Raw genomic sequence first — 23,133 nt, 5'->3', positions numbered from 1 at the left:
GGAGGATGAGCCATTGAATACACCTGCGGATATTGTGACACTGGAACAGATCAACAGCATGGGACAACCGGAATTTGTAGAGAGCCTTGGAGGTATATTCGAACATTCGCCCTGGGTTGCGGAAGGCGCCTATAGTGAGCGTCCGTTTGAATCCGTGCAGCAGCTGCATGACACTATGGTTGAAACGGTGCGTAAGGCGGATCGTAGCCAGGTACTTGCGCTGCTTAGAGCCCACCCTGATCTGGCAACAAGGCTGCAGGTCACTCCGCTATCGGCGGCAGAGCAGCAGGGGGCCGGTCTGGACCGGCTGACACCGGAGGAATTCAAGCAGCTTACGGAGCTGAATGCCGCCTATACCGAGAAATTCCAGTTCCCGTTCATTCTGGCTGTGCGCGGCAAAAATAAAGATGACATCATTAACGCCATCCGTGATCGGGTGGACCGCAGCCTGCAGGAAGAATGGGATCAGGCGCTGCAGGAGATCGGCAAGATTACCCGTTTCCGGCTGGAGGATCTGCTGGCGGAGGCATAGGACATAGTGCAAGAGGCCTCATATCCGATCCGCACTCTACAGCATACTTGCTTCTAACAAATCAGCAGGAGGTGTCGTTCATGACCGGAACCAGCGGCTTAATCCTTAGTATGGAGAGAAGAATGAACAAAAAAATAAGCAAAAGGCACAGCAGTCAGTATGCGGGAAAAAACGCAGAAATGCTTCTGCCGGAATCGGAAGTCCGCTGCATCAATAGATGCAGGCTTGGAGGATACCTGTCATGAGCGGGCGGTTAACGACTCATGTGCTGGACCTGTCGCTAGGGAAGCCTGCAGCGGGCATGTCGCTTCAGCTATGGAGATTCGGTGAGGTAATGCCCGCGCTGATATGTGAGGCTGTCACGAACAGTGACGGCAGATTGGATGCTCCCCTGCTGGCAGGGGAAGAGCTGCTGGCCGGAAGCTACGAGCTGGTCTTCATGGCCGGTGACTACTTCAGGAGTGCTCAGGCGGGTGCTGGTTGTGAACCGGCAAGCGGGACCGGCAGCATGTTCCTTGAACACATCCCGATCCGCTTCAACATTGCGGACCCGGCAGAGCATTATCATGTGCCGCTGCTGGTTGCGCCGGGGGGATACAGCACATACCGCGGCAGTTAAACGTACCGATACAAATACGAATACGAATACGAATACCATTACGAATACCAATAGACCGGAGGTGGCCGTTACATGGAGGAAGCCTATGAGCTTATTATCAGGAATGGGGATGTTGTACTCCCCGGAGAAGTCCGTAAGCTGGATGTCGGTGTGAAGGACGGCAGAATCGCTGCCCTGGGCGAAGCGCTGCACGGCTCACCTGCCACTACAATTATTGATGCAGCAGGACAATATGTGCTCCCCGGCATGATTGATATGCACGTTCATTTCAATGAGCCGGCGTTCGGCCATTGGGAAGGCTTCCGCAGCGGATCGGCTTCCCTTGCCGCTGGAGGCTGTACCTGTTATGCGGATATGCCGCTGAATGGTAATCCGCCGACTGTAAATATAGAAGCACTCCGCTTGAAGACAGAAGCTGCAGCCGGGAATTCGGCGGTGGATTATGTGCTGTGGGGCGGACTCGTGCCCGGCAATCTGGAGGACCTGGAGGAGCTGGCGGCGGCAGGTGTTACCGGCTTCAAGGCGTTTATCTCGAATCCCGGCGGTGAAGGCGAAGGCCGGTTCCGCGAGGTGGATGACAATACCCTGTATCAGGGAATGGTCCGCATCGCCGCAATCGGCGGCATTCTCGCCCTGCATGCGGAGAGTGAAGAGATGACCTCGGCGCTCGGAGCAGCTGCACTCCGCGAGGGGCGGAGCACTGCGCGTGATTTTGCCGCCTCCCGCCCGCCCGAAGCGGAGCTTGAGGCTGTTGCCCGGGCACTCCTATATAGTGAACGGACCGGCTGCCGGCTGCATTTCGTGCACATCAGCACCTCCGCAGCCTTGGAGCTGATTCACGAGGCCAAGCAGCGGGGGCTGGATGTGACAGCGGAGACCTGCCCTCATTATCTGATTCTGAACGAGGACAGCATGGAGGAGCTGGGGCCGCTGGCGAAATGTGCTCCTCCGCTGCGCAGCAGCGGGGAGCGGGAACGGCTGTGGCATGCGGTGGCAGCGGGCCTGGTGGATCTGATTGCTTCGGATCATTCCCCTTGTCCGGCAGAATTGAAGCTGGCGCCCGGCTTGTCTTTTTTTGAAGCCTGGGGCGGAATATCGGGGGCGCAGAGCAGTCTGGAGCTGATGTTCCATGAGGGTGTGCGGGTGCGCGGCCTGCCGGTCACTCAGATCTCTGCGCTATTGTCGGAGCTGCCAGCCCGGCGTTTCGGGCTGGAGCAGCGCAAAGGCTCCATCACTCCGGGGCTGGATGCCGATCTGGTGCTGCTTGACCCGAATGCGAATTATACCCTGCAGGCGGAGGATTTATATTACCGCCACAAGCATAGTCCTTATGCCGGTATGACCTTATCCTGCAAGGTAACGGCAACCCTCTCCCGCGGCAATGTGGTTTATACCGCCGGAGAAGGCATTGTTGCAGCGGATGGCGGTGAATGGCTGCGGATCTCCAGCCGCCAGCCGGCCCGGTGAAGCTGCCGGTCCGGCATGTCCCGGCCGGAGAGATGCTGAAGCTGCTGGATGAACTCGCAGCCTTCAGTGCTCCCGGCCCGGGGGTTACCCGGCTACTGTACACGCCGGAGTGGTACCGGGTCCAGCATTTTTTGCAGGAGAGAATGTCTGGATTCGGACTTGAGGTCAGAACGGATGAGGTCGGAAATGTATACGGCAAGCTGGCCGGATCAGTGGTAACGGATAAAGTAATTCTAACCGGCTCACATATCGATACGGTGGTGAACGGCGGACGTTATGACGGTGCTTACGGAGTAGCTGCTGCTGTAACTGCACTGCATTATCTGCAGATGACCTTTGGCCAGCCGCTGCGGACGCTGGAGGTGGTGTCCTTTTGTGAAGAGGAGGGCAGCCGCTTTCCGCTGACGTTCTGGGGTTCCGGCAATGTTACAGGGCTCTACGACGGGAGTGAGCGCGAGAATTGTGCAGACGGCGAAGGGGTAACGCTTGGGGCGGCTATGGCTGCCTGCGGTCTTGGCGGCAGCATTGAAGCCTCCGGAGCTAGCCATTATAATACTTCAGAGAGTGGCGGCACTGCCTTCGGGCACAGTCCGGTCCGCAGTGATATTGCCGCCTACGTTGAACTGCATATTGAACAGGGGATTATTCTGGAACGGTCGTTCCAGGAGATCGGGGTGGTGCAGGCGATCGCCGGTCAGCGGAGATACAAGGTCAAGGTGTGCGGCACAGCCAATCATGCCGGAACAACGCCGATGGGACTGAGGAAGGATGCGCTGGCAGGCAGCGCAGAAATGCTGCTGGCACTGGAGCGTTCCGCTGTGGCAGAAGGGGACCCGCTGGTGGCAACAACGGGCAGGCTGGAAGTCTATCCGGGGACACCGAATGTCATTCCGGGCGAAGTGCAGTTCACGCTGGATATCCGGCATAGCGAAGCTGCGACACTGGAGCGTTTTTGCTTAGGTATGCTTGATAAGTTCACAGCGATTGCCGGCAGGCGCGGTCTGATTCTGGAGGTGCTGCCTCTGCTGGCTACAACTCCTGCACCTATGGATACGGAGCTATGCCTGTCGCTGGAACAAATTTGTGTGGAGCAGGGGCGGTCGTACCGGAGAATGGTCAGCGGGGCGGGGCATGATGCCCAGCTGTTCGCGCCGCGCTGCCCGTCGGCAATGATATTCGTGCCCAGCCGGGGAGGGGTCAGCCATTCTCCTGATGAATATACTTCACCGGAAGAGCTGGCTGCGGGACTCGAAGTACTGACGGCAATCTTATATAAATTGGCTTATACAGAGAACTGAAGCTCAGGGGTTCTTGAGCTTAAAGAGCTTCCATAAATTCAAGGAATTCAAGAGATTTTAAAGATTCAGGAGATTCAGAGAGACGAGAGGGGGAGAGAGTGATGAAGCGCTACGAAGATTTGTCGCCGTCCTTGCGGTGTATTATGACTCCGGGACCGGTAGAGGTTGATCCGCGTGTGCTGCGGGCCATGTCTTATCCGGTACTGGGTCAATTCGATCCCGAGTTTACAGATATTATGAACGAGACGATGGAGATGCTCCGGGAGCTGTTTGCCACAGGCAATAAGTGGGCCTATCCGGTGGACGGTACATCACGCTCCGGGATTGAAGCGGTAATGGTCAGTCTGATTGCTCCGGGAGACCGGGTGCTGATTCCGGTCTTCGGACGGTTTGGACATCTGCTGCATGAGATTGCCGAGCGCTGCGGTGCTGAGGTGTTCACTATAGAGCAGACCTGGGGCAGCGTGTTTCCGCCGGAGGATGTGATCGCGGCGATCCGCAGCTTCAAGCCGGATGTGGTGGCGATTGTCCACGGGGAGACCTCTACGGGACGTGTGCAGCCGCTGGCCGAGATCGGGCGGGCGTGCCGTGAGCAGGATGCCCTGCTGATTGTGGACGCGGTGGCGACCATTGGCGGGGTGCCTGTGGAGACGGATGCCTGGATGCTTGATGCCGTGGTCGGTGGAACGCAGAAATGTCTGTCTGTCCCTTCGGGCATGTCCCCGGTCACCTATAACGAGCGTGCCGAAGCAAAGCTGCTGAAGCGCAAACAGGTGGAGCGGGGCCTTAGAACCGGCGGCGATGAGGCAAGCGAGCTGCCGGTTGTCCGCAGCAACTACCTTGACCTCGGCATGCTGCAGGACTACTGGAGTCCCCAGCGGTTGAATCACCACACGGAGATGACCTCCATGCTGTACGCATTGCGTGAGGGGCTGCGGCTGGTGCTGGAAGAAGGGCTGGAGGCCCGTCATGCCCGTCATAAGCATCATGAGCGAGCCCTTGTGGCCGGCCTGACCGCAATGGGTCTGGAGCTGTACGGTGATCCGGAGAGCAAGCTGACGGTAGTCACCTGTGTGCTGATTCCGGAGGGAGTGGACGGGGAAGCGGTGCGTTCCATGCTGCTGAACCATTTCGGGATAGAGATTGCCAGCTCGTTCGGTCCGTTAAAAGGCCAGATCTGGCGCATCGGCACGATGGGCTTCAGCTGCCGGGAGAATAATGTGCTGCGTCTGCTTGGAGCACTGGAGGCGGCGCTTGTACGCCACGGATTCTCCGTTCCGGCCGGCCAGGGCGTTCAGGCGGCACTTGACGTATACGAGTCAAAAGTAAGATAATCATAAAAATGCGCTAAGTGGTGAAAGGTAAGCAGCACAAGTTGCGATCCGGAGCAGCCGGACGGCTTGTATTTTAGCTAAGTACCTCTGTATAAGCATCGTTAAGCTCCGCTTAGATTAGCAGTCAGGTCTATCCTCCTGGCGGTAGTTCAAACAACGGCTTGCGACCCGTGAGGGGCGTCAGGGCCGTTTTTGCTAAATAGAATATAAATATAGGAAATCATTAACCGGAAGGGAGTGTGTATTATGACTTATACAAGAAAACCACTCGCGGACTGCGTGCCCGGGCTTGTGGCTACAGCCCGCGGCGACCAGCTGGCGACACTGGTGATTACTGGCGGCAAACTGGTCAATGTATGCTCCGGAGAGATTCTGGAGGGTATGTCTGTAGCAGTACAGGGTGGACGCATTGCCTACGTTGGCAAGGATGTCTCGCATACGATCGGTGAGGGGACACAGATCATTGATGCGGCGGGCAAATACATTGCCCCGGGTCTGCTTGACGGGCACTGTCACATCGAGAGTACACAGCTGACGGCGACTGAGTTTGCCCGTGCAGTGCTGCCTATGGGCACGACCGGCGGATTCTTTGATGCCCATGAGATCGCCAATGTATTCGGGCTGAAGGGCATTAAGCTGATGCTGGATGAGATGCGTGAAACTCCGCTGGCGGCTTATATGCAGGTTGCCTCCTGCGTACCTTCAGCAGGAGCGGATTTCGAAACGACCGGCGCATCGATCGGACCGGAGGAAGTAGCCGAGGCTTTTACCTGGGGCGAGGATGTCATTGCGCTGGGCGAAGTGATGAATTTCCCAGGCGTGGTGTACGGCGATGAGAAAATGCTCGGGGAAATTCAGGCGACCCTGCGTGCGGGTCGTTATGTGGACGGTCATTTCACCTGGCCGGCGGATGACTGGAGACTCCCGGTCTATGCCGCCGCAGGAGTAACCGGCGATCATGAGTGTGTGACGGCGGAGGATGTAATCGAACGCGTCCGTCTTGGGATGTATGCCAAAATGCGCCGCGGCTCCGCCTGGCATGATGTGGCGAAGACCATCACCGCGCACACCGAGCATGGGCTCGACCCGCGCCGGATGATGCTGGTGACCGACGACCGCAGCTCAGAATCGCTGCGGGATGAAGGTCATATGGATTTTGTGGTGCGGCACGCCATCTCCCAGGGCCTTAAGCCGGTCACGGCTTTTCAAATGGCAACGATCAATACCGCCGAACGGTTCGGGGTAGCCCGTGATATCGGCTCAATTACTCCGGGCTCCTGTGCAGATATCATTCTGCTGGACGGAAATCTGGCTGATGTTCATGTTGTCATGACGATTGCGGCCGGAGTGGTCGTAGCGGAGAACGGGATCATGACCGCTGAGCTGAGTCCGTACACCTACCCGGAGGAAGTGCTGGCTTCCGTGCATCTGCTGCAGCCTCCGGCTCCGGAGGACTTCGTGATCCATGCGCCAATTGCTGAAGGTACTCTGGCCACACGGGTCATCAAAGTGATCGAGAATCATGTGGAGACCGGGGAATTGATCATTAATCTGCCGGTGGCTGAGTCCAGGCTGCTGGTTCAGGAGGGCTTGTGCAAAATCGCCGTCCTGGAGCGGCATAAGGGAACCGGCAACAAATCGGTTGGTGTGGTTGAGGGGATCGGCTTCCATGAGCCTGCTGCGATTGCCATGACTGTAGCCCATGACAGCCATAATGTGCTGGTCATCGGCAATGATGATAACCTCATGGCTAAAGCTGCGGGTGCAGTAGCTGAAGCTCAGGGCGGTGTTGCGGTTATTACCGCTTCCGGAACAACTCTGTTCCCGCTGGCAATTGCCGGACTGATGTCGGCAGAGCCGTTCGAGATTGCGGCAGCCCAGTCTGCGGCCATCAGCAAAGCGCTGTATGATGCAGGCTGCACATTGAATTATGCTTTTATGACCTTGTCGCTGCTTGCACTGGCTGTCATTCCGACGTTGCGGATCTCGGATAAAGGGCTGGTGCGGATTTCGCCGGAAGAGGGGATTCAGCTGGTTCAATTGTTTGTGAGCTAAATCCCCGATCAGAAGCCGGCAAAAGTCTTGCCGGATCATACAGACATCACCGAAAAGGGATGCTGCCCGCTCATTACAGAGCCTGGGTAGCATCCTTTTTTGCATGTGATTTCTCCTGTCAGAATAGTCTTTACTGCTAAAATAATGACATTAATCCGGTGCGGGGGATATAATTAACCATTTCATCACAATTAGAAACATGTTTTTTTAAAATTTTAATGAAAAACATTAACAAATTGTGAGAAATAGTCGATAATACTTTTAAATTAGTTAAAATTATTGTCGAATCGTGTATTTGCGGAAAAATACTGAAAGTCCAAATATAAGGAACGGGGTGTATGAGATGATGAGATTAGAAACACAGGACATCGTGAATATCACCAAGAAGCAAATTACCGGTATTTTTAAAATGGAGCCGGTGGAACTGAGATTTGTCAACGACTTTCAGGGTGAGCAGTATCTCTTGACCAATGATAAGCTGCATCTCAGCAACCAGCATTATTGGGCCAAAGTAATGGATTGTGTCTTCGACAGTCATGTCAGACCTGTATTGATGTGCGAGGTGCTCTACTTCCTGCGGAATGAGTTTCTGGAGAGTGATATCAAGCTGAAGTTTTCATATGACTTTGCGGATGGGGCAGATGGGTCAGCGGTTGCTACTGCTGAAATCAGCTTCAATGATTCGCCGGAGCTGCAGCCGGGAGAGATTGCCGAATTGATTGATTTTGCGTTGACATTGCAGGATAAACAGTGGTTCGAGGAACTGACTGCCAAATATAAACAGCTGACCGCTTAAATATTATGCGGAAGGATAAGCTGCCTGAATACAATTCATATGATGAAGCCGTCCGGGCCGCAGGGGAAGTCAGCCTGCGGACCAGGCGGCTTTTCTGTTGTATAGGAAATGATGATATTCGTCTGTTGGGGGGACTTAAAGGGATAAATCCCTCTGATTCCGCCGAAAGTGGGCGGTTGGGTGAAATTAAAGGGATAAATCCCTCTGATTCCACCGAAAGTAGGCGGTTGGGGGAAATTAAAGGGATAAATCCCTCTGATTCCACCGGATGCTGCCCAAAGGAAGAAATGAGGAGCAAAAGTGCCCCTGACTCCGCCGGATGCTGCCCAAAGGAGGAAATGAGGAGCATAAGTGCCTCTGAATCCGCCGGATGCTGTCCAAGAGGTAGTCTGAATGGAGTAATGCGAAGCGGCGCTTAATCTGCATAAGCTGCTCTAGCCGTATAAACTTGCACAGGCCGCATAAGCTCCGGCTTGATTCACCCGTTAGGGTGGTTTTTTCTTTAAATATAGAAGGAAGTATGTTTACGCCATACTTTATCCTTATATTTCCCGCTGGAACGGAAGCCTTCCCTCAAAGGACGGCATAGCCGCTTCCTCTTAGGTAATGAACGTCTCCGGAGTGGATGATTCCGCAGCTTCTGCAGCTGGGAACCAGCCTAACGCTGTGCGGTTCACCATCCGGGCGAGGAAGTCTATCCATTCCGGGTGGTCATTCAAGCAGGGGGCGACAGTTAAATTCTCAGCTGTTCCACCGCCTGAAGCGAAGAGTTCCCGGCCTTCTACAGCCAGCTCATGCAGCGTTTCCAGGCAGTCGGTTACAAGCCCCGGGGAGAAAATCATAGGCCTCCGGATTCCGCGTCCGCTGAGCTCTTTGAGCGTATCAGCAGTAGAAGGGCCGACCCATTTCTCGGGTCCGAAGCGGGATTGGAAGGAAATCTGCCAGCGTTCCGGTGCCCAATTCATAGCCTCTGCAAGCAGGCGGCCGGTCTCATGGCATTGCTGCGGATACGGATCCCCAGTCTCGGCATAACGGCGGGGAATTCCATGGAAGGACAGAATATAGTAATCCGGTTCTTCGTCCAGCTCGCCAAGCTTCCGGAGCAGCAGCGACTTCATCGCCGAGATATAGTCCGGCGCATCATGATAGGCTTCTATGAAGCGCAGAGCCGGCACGAAACGTTTGGAGACCTGCCCTGAGCGGCTATGCCGCCCCAGTGCGGCATAGCTTGCAGCTTCATAGACCGACGCAGTTGTGGTCGAGGAATACTGCGGGAACAGCGGCAGTACAATGATCCGTGTAATACCTGCAGCCTCCAGCTTGCGGAAGGCTTGCTGCATGCTTGGCTCACTATAGGCAAGACCTAATTCCACTTGGTAGCGGCTGCCAAGCAGTGACTGCAGCGCAGTCTGCTGAGCCCTGGAGTGGACGAGCAGCGGGGAACCTTCCTTCATCCAGATCTCCTGATACAGCTTCGCAGACCGGCGCGGCCGGGTGCGAAGGATGATGCCGCGCAGCAGAGGCTGCCAGAGCAGCGGATGATAATCAATGATTCTGCGGTCAGACAAAAAGCGCTTAAGATATGGACGAACCGCCTTGGCGCTTGGCGCGTCAGGTGTTCCGATCTGAGCAAGAATAACTCCTACGGGAGGCTGATTCATGAGCAGCAGCGGCTCCTTTCCATGAACATGACATCGTTTAAAAATATCACATATAGAGGCAGAGTTACTATGTGTTGTATCACATTATTATCATATGACGGTGTAAATGGGAGAATTTGAGAGTTAGAAGAATTGTAGTTTTGAAGTTAATTGCGAAATAGTGATGTTTCTTATAGGGTGTGTGATTTTATATACAGAGAAAAGTGTTTCAATTTTGATACCATCAAGCCAGAAATTACCGATAGCAGCCTGAAATCATCTTATGTGAATTTATTCACCTTTTTATGTGAATTGTTTCACCTTTTAAAAGATTGTATAAATGGATGCATCTTTTTTGCACACGGGATGGGTCGCGCAGGAACGGGAAAGGGGGGATGACCTCTTATGAAGAGTCAGGGTACTCTTTGTAAGAAGGAATGGAATGAACGGGAAAAACGGTTTACAAGAGCTACATACTACTGGGGATATAATAAAGGAGAATACGCATTTGAAAAAACTAATTGCTTTGACTGTAAGCGCAGCCTTGCTGCTCGCGCCAATCGCCTACACGATTAACGCACCGGCCTTGAACCTGAAGGTGGATGCGGTTTCAGCAGCTTCGGAAGAAGCTCCGGCAGCTACTGCTAAACCAGCTCCTAAACCGACTGCCAAACCAGCTCCTAAACCGACTGCAAAGCCTGCAGCAACACCTAAAGCTACTGCTAAACCGGCAGCAACACCTAAAGCAACCGCAAAGCCTGCAGCAACACCTAAAGCAACCGCAAAGCCTGCAGCAACACCTAAAGCAACTGCTAAACCGGCAGCAACCGCTGCACCTGCAGCATCCGCCAAAGCATCTGCTAAACCAGCAGCAACAGTTAAGCCAGCTGCTACAGCTAAGCCTGTTGCAACAGCAGCACCGGTTACTGTTAAAGAAGCCGTGTATCAAGACGGAGTCTATGTAGCCTATGGCGATGCTTACTCCAAAGGTACTGAAGGCGCTAAAGTTACAATCAAAGACGGCAAAATTGCCGACATCGAGCTGCTGAGAACCAGCCCGAAAATTATCGACCGCAACGCCCGTGATAATTACAGCGGCGTATGGGTGGCATACGGTCTGATGAAAGACAGACTGATCGGCAAAACAAGAGACGGCGCAGCAGCTGTTGATGCTGTATCTGGAGCAACCCGCTCCAGCAACGGCTGGAAATTGTCGGTTGACAGAGCGTTCGAAAGATCGCTGCAGGATAAACCGGCTGATGCTACTTATTTCGCCGGCGACCACATGGGTGTAGACCCTGAAGCCAAATACGCTGTATTCGCAAGCTATGATGCGAACAAGCTGACTGCAGTTAAGCTGTATCCGCTGACTGCAACTGGAGATTTCGCAGATGAGAAGACTTATACTGCTGAACAAACTGCAGCGATTGCAGCAATTACACCAGTGCTGTTGGCCAATGGTTCTGCGGCTAAGCCTGTAGCCGGCTTCGAAGCTGAATCCAAAGCTGCCATCAACGCATTCTGGGATGCTGAACAAAATGCCAGCATCAACAACACTTCCGCTTATGTGGACGGATTCTACTCTTCCTACGGTACAGCAAGAAGCGTAGGCGTTGAGAGAGCTGATGTTGTAATCCGTAACGGCAAGCTGGTTGATGTGAAATTGTTCAGACTTGGCACTAACCTGATTGACAGAGGCGCAACTGCTTATGCTGAAGTAGTGAAAGCTAATGCTCCTATGACTGCTAAATTGCTTGCTAACGGTTCTTATATCGCTAATTATGATGAGAAGGTAGACGGAATTTCCGGCGCTACTGAGAGCAGCCACGGCTGGAACCAGGCAGTAGAAAGAGCTTTCGAGAAGGCTCTGAAGGTTTCGCCAGAAGGTAAATACTTCGACGGAAAATTTGCCGGAGTGGATAACCAGTCTAAAGTTCTTCTGCTGGTAGATGTTGCTGACGATCAAGTAACTGCTATCAAACTGAGCATGTTCGGTACAGACGGCAAGATTATTGCTGACGATAAGCGTACGGATGCACAGAAATCCCTTGTGGATCAACTGACAGCCGGATTGCTTGCAAACGGCGTGGACACTGCTGATATCGCTGGCCAGGAAGCTGTATCTGCTGCAGCAAAGGCAGCCCTGACTGATGCCCTGACCAATGCTTCCAAAGTACAAGGCACTTATAAAGACGGCACGTTCACCGCTTACGGTGACGCTTATGACAAGGGTACAAACAAAGCTGACGTTACCCTGCGTAACGGCAAGATCGTAAATGTTGCTCTTTCCCGTGTAGGAATGAACATGGTAGACCTGGGTAAAGCCGCTTACGCTGAAGTTCAAAAAGCAATTCCGGTGCTGACAGCTAACTTCCTGGCTGCAGGCACAAGAGAAGGTGTAGCACAAGTAGATGCTGTATCCGGCGCTACCAGCAGCAGCAATGCACTTAAAGCTGCCGTTGACAGAGCTTACGGTAAAGCTGAAGTTGTTGAAACCGAAAAGGCCGCATATTTCGACGGGATCTTCATCGGTGCCAGTGCTGACAAATCCGTAAATGTAATGGTTACTACTAAGTTCAATGTTCCAGTAACTATGGTTGTTTACTACCTTGATGATAAAGGTAAAGTAAGATACAACCTGACGGAAGACGAATTGCTCGTGAAATACGAAATCGAGAATACTTCTAACGGCAAAGGACTGCACAAGTACGGATACCGTGCTGCAGCATTCGGAACGAATGATACTCAGAAAGCAATCTCTGCCAAAGCTATTGAAGCTATCAAAGCAGCACTTGAAGCAGCTGGCAAATAATTGAATCTAACCACAAAGGGGCGTCCTCGACCATGCAAATGGTTGGGGGCATCCCTTTTTTATTTTTGCACGAACGGGCTGCAAGGGGGGATGGACATAATTAAGAATGGATATCGTATAGTAATTTAAAGGGATTTCGGATGTGAATGTCTAAACTTTAATATACACCGCAGGTTCAAAGCCTGTAAGTAATAGGAGGCTCTTCATGACATTAATTAAACAGCTATCCCCACAGGATGAATTCACCGGCTTCTATCTGCTTAGGGAACTGGTGCTCAAACAGACAAACGGTACTCCTCCAAAGGATTATTTTGATATTGTACTTGGTGATTCCAGCGGCCAGCTGTCGGCTAAATATTGGGATGTAAGTGTAACGGATAAAGAAACTTTTTTCCCGATGGCCCTGGTGAAGGTCCGCGGGATTGCCCATACTTACCGGGAGAAGCTGCAGGTCAAAATAACCAAAATCAGACTGGCGGATGAGTCCGATGGCGTGTCGCTTACCGAGTTCATCCGTTCAGCCCCTGTGCGTCCTGTGGATCTGATCCACACGATTAAGAATGCAATGGCCAGTATAACCGACCAGGAGGTCGCATCGATCGTATCCTTCTGTGTAGGCAAGGTTGAAGAGAAGCTGATGCACTATCCTGCGGCCAAAACGCATCATCATGCTTATTTCGCCGGACTGGCTTATCATATGGTGCGGATGCTGGAGATCGGGGATTTCCTGTGCAAGCAGCGCCCGTTCCTGAATCCTGATCTTATGAGAGCGGGAATTATCCTCCACGATATTGCCAAACCGGAGGAAATGATCTCACAATTCGGCATAGTGTCGGATTATAGTGTGCAGGGCAAGCTGATCGGGCATATATCGATGGCGTCAAGCTGGATTACAGAGGCAGCAATCCGCACCGGCATTGATCTGGAGTCGGAGAAGGTATTGGCCCTGCAGCATCTGGTCCTATCACATCATAATCTGGGTGAATGGGGAAGTCCGGTGCAGCCGCAGACCGCAGAAGCAGTCGCTTTGCATCATATAGATGCCATGGACGCCAAGCTACAGATGGTGGAGGATGCTCTTGATACCACTCCGGAAACTGAGGAATGGACACCGTTCATCCGCGGGCTGGAGAATAAGGCAGTATACCGGATGAAAATTTGAGGCTGTGCTGTAACGCATAAGAGAATAACAAACACCCCCAAGCCACCATTGCGGCTTGGGGGTGTTTGTTCATGCCATAAGGGGCATGAATTCTATGATTTGCGGGCAGACGGAGGAATGCTGCCGGCTGTTCGTACTATTTCTGCTGTTTCTATTGTTGCGGCTGATTCAGCAGCAGACTCAGCCGCAGCTTCAGGAGGTTCCACCTCAAGACCATAATGATTACACAGGGCACGGAGTCCGCCCGGGAATCCCTCTCCAATGGCAACAAATCTCCATTTGTCCTTGTGCCTGTAGAACTCGCCTATGACTACTGCCGTCTCAAGGTTTAAGCCCAGGCCAAAGGGAAAAGAGGCCAGCCTGGTTCCCGTCTGGGAATCAATTAGTGAAGCGGAGGCGTTATTGATCTGGCCCGGGTTCTGGCCGGAAGCCTCCCCATAGAGTGTGAAGGTCAAAGCGATCCGCGTAATGGACGCAGGCAGCTTCGCCAGTTGAAGATGCAGATGTCCCGCGTTTGGAGCAGGCTTCGAGTAGAATACAGAACCGCTGGGGTCTTCCATGTTTCCATAGAAGACAAAATCCTGATCCTGTCCGCAGCGTCCTGTCTCTCGAAGCAGGAAAGCAGAGGTGTCCGGCTCCATGGCGGAAAGCGTTGAATCCCACTCCACAGACATGAGAATTCTCGAAGCACTGAGCTTACCGCCGATATCCACCCGCTGGCCTCTCACCAGCACGGGTACAGCTTGAACTTCAGGGGCAGACGGTGTTGCAGCCGGGAGACTTGCAGAAGAAGTCAGACGCTGAGTGGGTACGAGGGGAGCTCCGCGATCCGGTACAGCCGCGCTTACGGGAATTTCCGTCTTTGCTGCAGCAGTCTTCGGGGCCGCCGGTTTCTTGGCGGCTTTCTTGGGGGATGCCTTGAAGGCAGTATAACCGCCCGCATACATCGTGCCTGCCTGGTAGCCCTGGCTGCCGGCTAAGAGGAGGGGATCGAACTGCTGCCATTGCTCCATCAATTTCAATAGAATGAGTGCCGAAGCTCTGGCATCATCCAGCGCATCATGGTGCTTCAGCCTAATGCCGAAATGCTCGGAGACTACATTCAGTTTATGGGAGGGCAGCTCCTGAAGCATTTTTTTGCCCAGCAGGTAGGTACACATATATTTGAAATCCGGATAGCTGAATAACGAATCATCCAGGCAATAACGCAGAACACTCATATCGAAGGAAGCATTATGCGCAATCACAATCTCGCCTTGCAGCAGCGGTTCAATCGTGGGCCACAGCTCTGCGAAGGTAGGTTTGCCTTTAACCATTGAGGGCGTAATTCCGTGTATCGCGATATTCATTCCGTCGAACCTCTGCCGCGGGTCAATCAGCCAGTCATATTCTGCGGTGACCACACCATTTCTAACCTGAACAAGCCCCAATGCGCAAGCGCTGGAGCGGCTGGAATTGGCTGTTTCAAAGTCTATTGCTGTAAAATCCATAGGTAAAGCCCCTTATCTATCATGTATAAGGTTCATATTAAAGGAGCGCAGAGAGAATTACAATCCAGCAGAATGTACAAAACGCAGCGGATATGGTATGCCTTATCTATGAACTGCTGGAATATGCTGCTATAACGGGGAGATGAGAGACTTGCAGCTGTTAAAAGGCCAAAAAGTAGATATCACCAAGGGAAAGGGCGTCCGTGATCTAACTATCCGGTTGCGCTGGAATACGGAGCATGCCGGAATCAGTGTGGATGCAGCAGCCTTTTTGTTGTCGGGGCAGAACCGGTGTGAACGGGACGAGGATTTTATATTTTACGGTAATCCGGTATCAAGGGATGGAACGGTAAGTCATACGGCAGAGGGGGAGAACGAGGAGAGCCTCTTGATTTCATTATCCGGAATTCCGGAGCAATATGCCCGGATTGCGGTGACGTTGACGATCTACGAGGGGGAGCAGCAGAATCTGCGGATGAAGGAGCTGTCCGGACTGCAGCTGTCACTGATGGACCACAAGAACGGTGAGGAATTATACCGGTTCGATTATGGAACGGATCTGTCCGACGAGACAGCAGTGGTGGCCGGGGAGCTGTACCGTCATCAGGGAGAGTGGAAATTCAGCGCGGTCGGCAGCGGTTTTAACGGAGGATTAGCTGCGCTCTGCAAGAGCTATGGGCTTGAGGTTGAACCGGAGGCAGGCAACGAAGCAGCAGCTACAGCCGAACTGGTGGAGAAGACGGAGACGATCGAGAAGGTATTGGAGAAGGCGGAGGGGGAGGTAGATGAAGTAGAGAAGGCGGAGAAAGTAGAGAAAGTAGAGAATGTAGAAAAGTCGGAGACCATCCTTCCGCAGACTGCACCGGCCGCCGATGTCAACGTCCTGTCATCCATAGATTTGCGCAAGAAAATTGTCGGGTTCACCCTGGTCAAAAAACAGCTGACCGATGTAAAAGCCAGAGTGGGAATTGTGCTGGACATCACCGGCTCCATGAGAAACCTCTATTCCAGCGGTATCGTGCAGGAAGTAGTGGAACGTATTCTGGCCGTAGCCTGTCAATTGGATGACAACGGTTCGCTGGATGTGTGGGTGTATGATACGGAATTCAGCAGGCTGCCGCCGGTAACGGAACGGGATCTCGGGAGCTATGTCTTCACTCATATTATGAACAACGATTCAATCCATAAGTTCGGACGCAACAATGAGCCGCCGGTGATGGAGGATGTGATTCGGAAATACACCCGCGAGGAGAAGGATACAACCCCGGTTTTCATTATCTTTATTAATGACGGGGGCGTAGTGAAGCCAACCAAAAAAGTAATTATGGCGTCTTCCTCGCTGCCGATCTTCTGGCAGTTTGTGGGGATCGGTGATTCTGATTTCGAGGTACTGAAGCAGCTCGACACGATGGGCGGAAGGCTGGTGGATAACGCAAACTTCATCCATCTGGACCGCATAGAAGAAGTGAACGACGAGCAGCTCTATGATCAGCTGTTGAATGAATTCCCGCAGTGGCTGAAGGCGGCGAAGGCGAAGCGGATTCTCTAGCAGCGAACACCAGTATGGCGTACGCCTGTATGGTGTTTACGCAGTATAGTGTTTATCTATAGCCGTCCTCACCTGTATGGAGCTCACACTGGATAGCGTTTATTCATAGCTATTTACCCGTATGGCGCTCACGCTGGATAGCGTTCATTCATAGCTATTCACCCGTATGGCGCTTACGCTGGATAGCGTTTATTTTAGCCGTATATACCACTTAGCGCTCACCAATATTACCTTCACACTGTATAGGCATTATTGTTGTACTTTTTACAACTTTATCTCGCAGATAGGTGGGCGTTCGGGAAGATTGTTGTATGAAATACAACAATCTTTCCCGCTAAGCGGCTTAGAGGAGGAGGAATGCTGTATTTTATACAACAATTTTGGATTAGGGCCGAGATTATGAGGAAAATGTTGTATTTTGTGCAGGATTTTTTAAATATCCCGGATTTCCATCATAATTAGCGGACTTGCATCATAATTTGATCCCCACCATCATCACCGGACTCCACTACTATCAGCGGTTAAATATTAGCAGCTAAAATAAACCAACCCCCGGGGCTGCGCGGTGGTATAGGCTCCTGTTCAAAATAAAAGTCTGCTTGTCAGCTCTGCCGCCTGTCAGCCCCGCCGCCCGTCAGTTAGGCCGCCTATCAGCCCCGCCGCCCGTCAGTTAGGCCGCCTATCAGCCCCGCCGCCAATCAGCCTCGCCGCCAATCAGCGCACCTACACACTCCTGCGCGGGTTTTAACCTGCAAGCGGGTTTCTTTCAGCAGCCACCAGCATACTTTATCCTTATATTCCTGCTGGAACGGTTACCGTCCCCTAAAGGACGGCGGGACGTTTCTGCTCAGGCTGTGGAGGTGGAGGTTTGTTGCGTCTGCAGGCCGGCGGAGACGGGAAGCTCCAGGCGGTATCCTTTGACCAGCGTGTCCCCGTTCTTAATATCCGTTTCATAAGCCCGCTGGAAGCCGAGCTTCTCGTACAGCCTGATTGCGGATGCCATCATGTCCGAAGTGTGGAGATTCAGGCTGGCTGCTCCAAGCAGCGCAGATTGTCTGGCGGCCTCGCTGATCAGCAGCCTGGCAACCCCGCGTCCACGGACAGCCGGAGAAACAGCGAGCAGACGGATGATCGGCGTGTGGATACCGAGCTCCGGTCTGCCGTAAGCGGCCTCTGAAGAGGTGAACAGCAGCACACTGCCTATGATCTGCCCATCCAGCTCCGCTACAATCCGCGAGACCGGAGCATTGCCATGGACGGAATCAAGAATGGAGTCGCGGTACTCCACCCAAAAAGGTTCGGGCAGCACGGCTGAATATTCGCTGTAAGCCTCAAGCAGAACTCCTGCGATAGCCTCGCGGTCAGCCTCTGCGGCTTCACGGATTACAATTTCTGCTGAATGATTCATCGGGTACCTCCTGTTCAGAAATGGGATGTGACGCTTATTATAATTCATAATTCCGATGAATATAAGAGGAATTTAACAAAACCGATTAACAGATAGAAAAGTTCTATCTGGTTTTGTGATCTATGTAATGGTTTTTGCTGTATATTACACGATAAGTCAGTTGACAAAAAAAGGGCCGGTGACTAAGATATAAACAAAATCTATACACCCGTACGGCATCAATTCCTTGTTAATCAATTGGAATAGTAAATTTAAATAAAGTTGTGGAGGAGGACTACGCTTGAACATCGAGAATATTGAAGCCTTTGTCTACATCAACCATTACGGAAGCTTCAACAAAGCGGCAGATGTACTCTACATCTCCCAGCCGACCGTGACGGCCCGCATCCAGTCGCTTGAACGGGAGCTGGATTGCAGAGTGTTCGACCGGCTGGGCAAGCAGATTAACCTTACGGATAAAGGCCGCCAGTTCCTCCCCTATGCGCAGCAAATTCTGCAGGTCTACCAGAACGGCAAACATCAGATCCAGTCGAAGGGCCAGATTCCGGATGAATTGAGAATCGGCAGCACGGTATCGGTCTCCAATTATCTGATGCCGCAGCTCCTGCAGCATCTGAAGCGGCAATATCCGCATATCCGCTTCAAACTGACAACCTCATCCACCGATTCATTAATTGAGAAGCTGAAGGCGAAGGAGATTGATCTCGCTTTTATCCGCAAAGTGGTCAATCCGGCCATTCAGTCGTTCCCCTTCTGTGAGGATCCAATCTCGCTGTATGTATATGCCGGTCATCCGCTGGCCCGCCAGGGCCGTGCCTCCATCCAGGAGATCCGGGAGGAGACTCTTGTATTCTTCGAGTGCGGCTCGCTGGACTGGATGCGCCTGCACCGGGTATTCGAGAGCATGGAGCAGCCGCCGGACATTGTGTATCAGGTGGATAATCTGGAGACAGCCAAGAAGCTCGTGCTGAGGCAAGCGGGGATTTGCTTCCTTCCGGCCCTCAGTGTACAGGAGGAAGTGGAGGCGGGAACGCTGATCAGGGTGGATATCGCTGAGACGGAAGGGATTTCCCTGCGGACCAGCCTGATCTCGCTGAACGGGGAGAATGCGGAATTCATTGAGTCGCTGCTGGAACTGGCGGTGGGCCGCAGTAAGCCGGATCGACTTCTTGTATAACAGTATTAAAAAACTCTATTAGCGCATGGCTACATGCAGTGATAAAGTTAATTGCATATAATCACCACTAAACAGATAGGGATTATCTAAATTGAGAAACGGGGGCATGAAATGAGCGAGGTATACCGGCAGGCCGGAGAGAAGGATGCCCAACAGCTGCTGGATGTGACCTATCGTGCCTATCAGCTGATCCGCGAGCTTGGACTGCACTGGCCGGCGGCAAACGCCGATTTGGCTCTAATTCAGGATAACATCGCCACCAATGAGTGTTATGTGCTGGAGATCGACGGCAACGTGGAGGCGACGATCACCCTCTCGAAGAGCGGAGAGGTCAAGGCGGTAACTGATCTGCCTTTTGTGAAATGGTTCGCAGTGAATCCCGAGCGCAGCGGCAAAGGTTACGGCGGGAAGCTGCTCGACTGGGTGGAGGAGCATATTATTCACGGCAAGCTGGGGGCTTCCGCTGTAACCCTGGCTACGGCACAGAAGCATCCCTGGCTGGTTCCCATGTATGAACGCCGGGGGTATGAACGGATTCTGGAGCTGGATGCGCAGAATGGCGACGGCATTATGTATTTGATGAGAAAGACACTTACCGCTCAACCATACTACAACCTAAAGGGGATAGAGAGATGAAAAAGACCATTTCGCTCACAACTGCATTGGCATTAACGCTGGTGATCGCCGGCTGCGGCAGCAATAACAGTGCGAACAGCAGTAGCAGCGGGAATGTGGCGGAAGCAGCACCGCAGACCAGTGCGGAGGCAACGACTGCAGCCGCAGAACCGGCAGAGGTGACCAAGATCGTGGTGGGCACAGGCACCGCTTTTCCGAATGTCTGCTTCATTGACGAGAACGGCAAACTGACCGGGTTTGATGTAGAGCTATTGAAGGAAATTGACAGCCGTCTGCCGGAGTATGAGTTCGAATTCCAGACGATGGACTTCAGCAATCTGCTGCTGAGCCTGGAGACCAAGAAGATTGATCTGGTAGCCCATGTTATGGAGAAGAACCCGGAGCGGGAGCAGAAGTATTCTTTTAACAAAGAAGCTTATGCCCACTGGAGAAACCGCATTATTGTAGCCAAAGGCAATGATTCGATCCAGACGCTGGACGATCTGCAAGGTAAAAAGGTGCTGACAGGCGCAACCAGCGCACAAGCGCAAATTCTCGAGAATTACAACAAGGAGCACGGCGCGGATTCGATCAAAATTGTCTATCAGAACGGTGCAGCCAACGATACGGTGAGCCAGATCGACTCGGGCCGTGTGGATGCCACGCTCGCTGCGGATTTCGTACTGCCGATTATTGATCCGCAGAGCAAGCTGCAGGCAGTAGGTGCTGAGCTGTCCTCCGCTGACATTCTGTATGTGTACCGCAAGGATGATGCCCCGTCGCAGAAGCTGTCGGATGCCATCGACGGAGTGGTCGCAGAGCTGAAGGCAGACGGCACGCTGGGCAAAATAAGTACGCAGTGGCTGGGGGCTGACGTCACCACATCCGCGGTTCAATGATGAGGCTGCCGTTATAGCGGAGAAGGAGGGGCAGGATGGGTGCACCGTTTGATCTTAGTTTTGTATTCTCTTTTCTGCCTAAGCTGCTGACTACGCTGAGCACAACACTGCTGATCGTAGCCTGTTCGCTGCTGGCAGGTGTGATTGTCGGATTTATCATTGCCCTTCCCCGCCTGTACAAGGTGCCGGTCCTGAAGACCTTAGCCGAGGTGTACATCTCATTCTTCCGGGGAACGCCGATTCTGATCCAATTGTTCCTGTTCTATTACGGTCTGCCCGAGGTGCTGAAGCTGGTCAATCTCGATATGACGCGGACGCCGGTGCTGGTATTCGTAATTCTGACCTACGGGCTGCATACGGGGGCTTTCATGTCGGAGATGATCCGCGCCTCGGTAACGGCTGTCGATAAAGGCCAGGTGGAAGCGGCTTATGCTACGGGGATGACCTCTTATCAGGCTTTTACCCGGATCGTATTACCCCAGGCGCTGGGGATTGCCATTCCGGTGTTCTCGAACCTGGTCATTGCGCTGCTGAAGGATACTTCGCTTGCGTTCACGCTGGGCGTGATGGAGATGACGGGTAAGGCGCAGACTTTGGGCAGCGTGACCCAGCATTTTATTGAAACTTATATTGCACTTGCACTCATCTATCTCGTGATCAGCTTTACGATCGAGAAGCTGCTGCTGGTGGCGGAACGCCGGTTACTCCGGCATGAAGACCAGGGCAGTCCGGTGAAGCGGAAATTCAGCCTGCAGAAAAAAGCGTCCTACCGCCATATCATTGCGGACATGGGACCGGGTAAAGGAGGCGGCGCGTAATGAAGCTGGACCCATCGTTTATCTGGACGGCGTTCCTGCAGATTCTGGGAGCCATTCCTACAACGCTGTATATCACGGTGGTCTCGGTACTGGCCGGTTTCGCGATTGGAATTGTGGTGGCACTGGTCCGGATTTATAAAGTACCTGTCCTGTATCCGCTGGCGGTGGGGTATGTCACCTTCATCCGCGGTACCCCGATGCTGACGCATCTGCTGCTGATCTATTTCGGGCTACCGATGATTATCGACGGGCTTGGCGCATATTTCGGCTGGAGCTTCCGCTCGGTGTCGATTCCGATGATCGGCTTCGCCTACATTTCTTTCTCCATTACAGCAGGAGCCTATATGTCCGAGGTCGTCCGTTCCGGCCTGCTGGCGGTGGACCGCGGTCAGATCGAAGCCGCCCATTCCATAGGGATGAGCACTCCCCAGGCGCTCCGGCGGATCGTATTCCCCCAGGCGCTGGCGGCGAGCCTGCCCAATCTGTCGAATTCCGTGATCGGAATGCTGCACGGGTCTACGCTTGCTTTTACCGTATCGGTCGTGGATATCAATGCCCAGGCGCAAATCGTAGCTTCGACAAACTGGAAATTCTTCGAGGCGTATCTGGCGGCGGCGCTGATCTTCTGGGGGCTGACCTTCCTCATTGAGCGGGCCACCGCCTTGATCGAAAAACGGATAAATCTGTATAACCGGGGTGGAGTCGCATGATTAAGCTGGAACGTATATCGAAGTCTTTCGGGCGCCATCAGGTGCTGAACAATATTGATCTGAAGGTGTCCAAAGGGGAAGTTGTCGTCATTCTCGGCCCCAGCGGCTCCGGCAAAACAACCCTGCTGCGCTGTGTGAATTATCTGGAGAAGCCAAGCGGCGGCGAAATCTCGATCGGTGAGTTCAAGCTGGACTGCCGGCATGCCCGCAAAAAGGATATTCACCAGCTGCGGCAAAAAACGGCCATGGTCTTCCAGCAGTACAATCTGTTCCGCCACAAAACGGCGCTGGAGAATGTGATGGAAGGGCTGCTGATCGTCAAGAAGCTTCCGAAGGAGGAAGCACGGAAGAGAAGCATCGCACTGCTGGAAAAGGTCGGCTTAGGAAGCAAGCTGGATGCCTATCCAAGCCAGCTGTCCGGCGGGCAGCAGCAGCGGGTCGGCATAGCCCGGGCACTGGCGCTGGAGCCGGAAGTGATTCTGTTCGACGAGCCGACCTCTGCACTCGACCCGGAGCTGGTAGGCGAAGTGCTTGCGGTGATCCGCAAGATTGCCAAGGAAGGGATAACGATGATTGTGGTGACGCATGAGATGGGTTTTGCCCGCGATGTGGCGAACCATGTGGTGTTCATGGACGGCGGCGTGATTGTCGAAGAAGGCACACCCACCGAGGTGTTCAACCATCCGCGTGAAGAAAGAACCAAGCAGTTCCTGAAGCGGATTACGCCGGAGCTGAACTATTCCATCTAGGAG

Annotated in this window: 19 protein-coding genes; 16 read left to right on the top strand and 3 right to left on the bottom strand. The window is 53.1% G+C overall.

What is annotated here, in order from left to right; translation table 11 throughout:
* The first annotated feature begins 13 nt into the window (after positions 1 to 13).
* The 7 genes from uraD to NSU14_RS23845 all read left to right on the top strand — a co-directional run bounded on the left by uraD (position 14) and on the right by NSU14_RS23845 (position 8,101).
* Positions 14 to 532 carry a 2-oxo-4-hydroxy-4-carboxy-5-ureidoimidazoline decarboxylase gene (uraD, locus tag NSU14_RS23875; protein ID WP_231575304.1) on the top strand — a complete coding sequence of 173 codons (519 nt, stop codon included), beginning with the start codon at positions 14 to 16 and terminating at the stop codon, positions 530 to 532.
* A gap of 241 nt (positions 533 to 773) precedes the next feature.
* Positions 774 to 1,151 (top strand): hydroxyisourate hydrolase, encoded by a 378-nt coding sequence (gene uraH / locus NSU14_RS23870; protein WP_336101801.1) that lies wholly within the window; start codon positions 774 to 776, stop codon positions 1,149 to 1,151.
* A 72-nt stretch (positions 1,152 to 1,223) separates the two neighbouring features.
* Positions 1,224 to 2,618, top strand: a complete 1,395-nt coding sequence (locus NSU14_RS23865; protein WP_340947490.1) for an allantoinase — start codon at positions 1,224 to 1,226, stop codon at positions 2,616 to 2,618.
* A complete protein-coding gene (locus NSU14_RS23860; protein ID WP_179093651.1) occupies positions 2,582 to 3,916 on the top strand; it encodes a Zn-dependent hydrolase in 1,335 nt (444 codons plus the stop codon). Before NSU14_RS23865 ends, NSU14_RS23860 begins: the two co-directional genes overlap by 37 nt.
* 101 nt (positions 3,917 to 4,017) lie before the next feature.
* A complete protein-coding gene (locus tag NSU14_RS23855; RefSeq protein ID WP_340947489.1) occupies positions 4,018 to 5,250 on the top strand; it encodes a pyridoxal-phosphate-dependent aminotransferase family protein in 1,233 nt (410 codons plus the stop codon).
* 246 nt (positions 5,251 to 5,496) lie between these two features.
* Positions 5,497 to 7,305 (top strand): adenine deaminase, encoded by a 1,809-nt coding sequence (locus NSU14_RS23850; protein WP_340947488.1) that lies wholly within the window; start codon positions 5,497 to 5,499, stop codon positions 7,303 to 7,305.
* 343 nt (positions 7,306 to 7,648) lie between these two features.
* Positions 7,649 to 8,101 carry an IDEAL domain-containing protein gene (locus NSU14_RS23845; RefSeq protein WP_042134526.1) on the top strand — a complete coding sequence of 151 codons (453 nt, stop codon included), beginning with the start codon at positions 7,649 to 7,651 and terminating at the stop codon, positions 8,099 to 8,101.
* 599 nt (positions 8,102 to 8,700) lie between these two features.
* On the opposite strand, the gene hemH is transcribed toward NSU14_RS23845, so the two are convergent.
* Complete coding sequence (gene hemH / locus NSU14_RS23840; protein WP_042134527.1) at positions 8,701 to 9,762, bottom strand: ferrochelatase; 1,062 nt, start codon at positions 9,760 to 9,762, stop codon at positions 8,701 to 8,703.
* Between the two features lie 487 nt (positions 9,763 to 10,249).
* Here hemH and NSU14_RS23835 point away from each other — a divergent pair, with 487 nt between their 5' ends.
* Together NSU14_RS23835 and NSU14_RS23830 are read left to right on the top strand one after the other, a co-directional pair.
* A complete protein-coding gene (locus NSU14_RS23835) occupies positions 10,250 to 12,553 on the top strand; it encodes an FMN-binding protein (protein WP_340947487.1) in 2,304 nt (767 codons plus the stop codon).
* 205 nt (positions 12,554 to 12,758) lie between these two features.
* Positions 12,759 to 13,715, top strand: coding sequence for a 3'-5' exoribonuclease YhaM family protein (locus tag NSU14_RS23830; RefSeq protein WP_039301406.1), 957 nt, complete (start codon positions 12,759 to 12,761; stop codon positions 13,713 to 13,715).
* A 92-nt stretch (positions 13,716 to 13,807) separates the two neighbouring features.
* Here NSU14_RS23830 and NSU14_RS23825 read toward each other — a convergent pair whose 3' ends face one another.
* Complete coding sequence (locus NSU14_RS23825; protein ID WP_081969868.1) at positions 13,808 to 15,205, bottom strand: TerD family protein; 1,398 nt, start codon at positions 15,203 to 15,205, stop codon at positions 13,808 to 13,810.
* 142 nt (positions 15,206 to 15,347) lie between these two features.
* Here NSU14_RS23825 and NSU14_RS23820 point away from each other — a divergent pair, with 142 nt between their 5' ends.
* Positions 15,348 to 16,754, top strand: coding sequence for a VWA domain-containing protein (locus tag NSU14_RS23820; protein WP_081969869.1), 1,407 nt, complete (start codon positions 15,348 to 15,350; stop codon positions 16,752 to 16,754).
* Positions 16,755 to 17,601: 847 nt separating this feature from the next.
* Here NSU14_RS23820 and NSU14_RS23815 read toward each other — a convergent pair.
* Complete coding sequence (locus tag NSU14_RS23815) at positions 17,602 to 18,162, bottom strand: GNAT family N-acetyltransferase (RefSeq protein WP_340947486.1); 561 nt, start codon at positions 18,160 to 18,162, stop codon at positions 17,602 to 17,604.
* Positions 18,163 to 18,442: 280 nt separating this feature from the next.
* Between NSU14_RS23815 and NSU14_RS23810 the strand changes: the two genes are divergently transcribed.
* From NSU14_RS23810 to NSU14_RS23785, 6 genes are all read left to right on the top strand, one after another.
* The gene (locus NSU14_RS23810) at positions 18,443 to 19,339 is read left to right on the top strand and encodes a LysR family transcriptional regulator (RefSeq protein ID WP_340947485.1); all 897 of its coding nucleotides are present in this window, start codon (positions 18,443 to 18,445) and stop codon (positions 19,337 to 19,339) included.
* 111 nt (positions 19,340 to 19,450) lie between these two features.
* A complete protein-coding gene (locus tag NSU14_RS23805) occupies positions 19,451 to 19,975 on the top strand; it encodes a GNAT family N-acetyltransferase (protein ID WP_336102094.1) in 525 nt (174 codons plus the stop codon).
* A complete protein-coding gene (locus NSU14_RS23800) occupies positions 19,972 to 20,853 on the top strand; it encodes a transporter substrate-binding domain-containing protein (protein ID WP_340947484.1) in 882 nt (293 codons plus the stop codon). The genes NSU14_RS23805 and NSU14_RS23800 overlap by 4 nt, the downstream gene beginning before the upstream one ends.
* 35 nt (positions 20,854 to 20,888) lie before the next feature.
* Positions 20,889 to 21,671, top strand: coding sequence for an amino acid ABC transporter permease (locus tag NSU14_RS23795; RefSeq protein WP_039301115.1), 783 nt, complete (start codon positions 20,889 to 20,891; stop codon positions 21,669 to 21,671).
* Positions 21,671 to 22,381 (top strand): amino acid ABC transporter permease, encoded by a 711-nt coding sequence (locus tag NSU14_RS23790; protein WP_171716848.1) that lies wholly within the window; start codon positions 21,671 to 21,673, stop codon positions 22,379 to 22,381. The genes NSU14_RS23795 and NSU14_RS23790 overlap by 1 nt, the downstream gene beginning before the upstream one ends.
* Positions 22,378 to 23,130 (top strand): amino acid ABC transporter ATP-binding protein, encoded by a 753-nt coding sequence (locus NSU14_RS23785; RefSeq protein WP_039301123.1) that lies wholly within the window; start codon positions 22,378 to 22,380, stop codon positions 23,128 to 23,130. The genes NSU14_RS23790 and NSU14_RS23785 overlap by 4 nt, the downstream gene beginning before the upstream one ends.
* Positions 23,131 to 23,133 lie beyond the last annotated feature (3 nt).

It is taken from the genome of Paenibacillus sp. FSL R10-2771 (assembly GCF_038000205.1).
Taxonomy (GTDB): Bacteria; Bacillota; Bacilli; order Paenibacillales; family Paenibacillaceae; genus Paenibacillus_AQ; species Paenibacillus_AQ phytohabitans.
The sequence above is the reverse complement of the archived record's forward strand: the minus strand, read 5'-3'. Positions and strand labels throughout refer to the sequence as shown.

Bases quoted from the DNA above. Each gene is read 5' to 3' on its own strand.
- uraH (WP_336101801.1), top strand. From the start codon at position 774: ATGAGCGGGCGGTTAACGACTCATGTGCTGGACCTGTCGCTAGGGAAG.
- NSU14_RS23865 (WP_340947490.1), top strand. From the start codon at position 1,224: ATGGAGGAAGCCTATGAGCTTATTATCAGGAATGGGGATGTTGTACTC.
- NSU14_RS23860 (WP_179093651.1), top strand. From the start codon at position 2,582: ATGGCTGCGGATCTCCAGCCGCCAGCCGGCCCGGTGAAGCTGCCGGTC.
- NSU14_RS23855 (WP_340947489.1), top strand. From the start codon at position 4,018: ATGAAGCGCTACGAAGATTTGTCGCCGTCCTTGCGGTGTATTATGACT.
- NSU14_RS23850 (WP_340947488.1), top strand. From the start codon at position 5,497: ATGACTTATACAAGAAAACCACTCGCGGACTGCGTGCCCGGGCTTGTG.
- NSU14_RS23845 (WP_042134526.1), top strand. From the start codon at position 7,649: ATGATGAGATTAGAAACACAGGACATCGTGAATATCACCAAGAAGCAA.
- hemH (WP_042134527.1), bottom strand. From the start codon at position 9,762: ATGAATCAGCCTCCCGTAGGAGTTATTCTTGCTCAGATCGGAACACCT.
- NSU14_RS23830 (WP_039301406.1), top strand. From the start codon at position 12,759: ATGACATTAATTAAACAGCTATCCCCACAGGATGAATTCACCGGCTTC.
- NSU14_RS23825 (WP_081969868.1), bottom strand. From the start codon at position 15,205: ATGGATTTTACAGCAATAGACTTTGAAACAGCCAATTCCAGCCGCTCC.
- NSU14_RS23820 (WP_081969869.1), top strand. From the start codon at position 15,348: ATGAGAGACTTGCAGCTGTTAAAAGGCCAAAAAGTAGATATCACCAAG.
- NSU14_RS23815 (WP_340947486.1), bottom strand. From the start codon at position 18,162: ATGAATCATTCAGCAGAAATTGTAATCCGTGAAGCCGCAGAGGCTGAC.
- NSU14_RS23805 (WP_336102094.1), top strand. From the start codon at position 19,451: ATGAGCGAGGTATACCGGCAGGCCGGAGAGAAGGATGCCCAACAGCTG.
- NSU14_RS23800 (WP_340947484.1), top strand. From the start codon at position 19,972: ATGAAAAAGACCATTTCGCTCACAACTGCATTGGCATTAACGCTGGTG.
- NSU14_RS23795 (WP_039301115.1), top strand. From the start codon at position 20,889: ATGGGTGCACCGTTTGATCTTAGTTTTGTATTCTCTTTTCTGCCTAAG.
- NSU14_RS23790 (WP_171716848.1), top strand. From the start codon at position 21,671: ATGAAGCTGGACCCATCGTTTATCTGGACGGCGTTCCTGCAGATTCTG.
- NSU14_RS23785 (WP_039301123.1), top strand. From the start codon at position 22,378: ATGATTAAGCTGGAACGTATATCGAAGTCTTTCGGGCGCCATCAGGTG.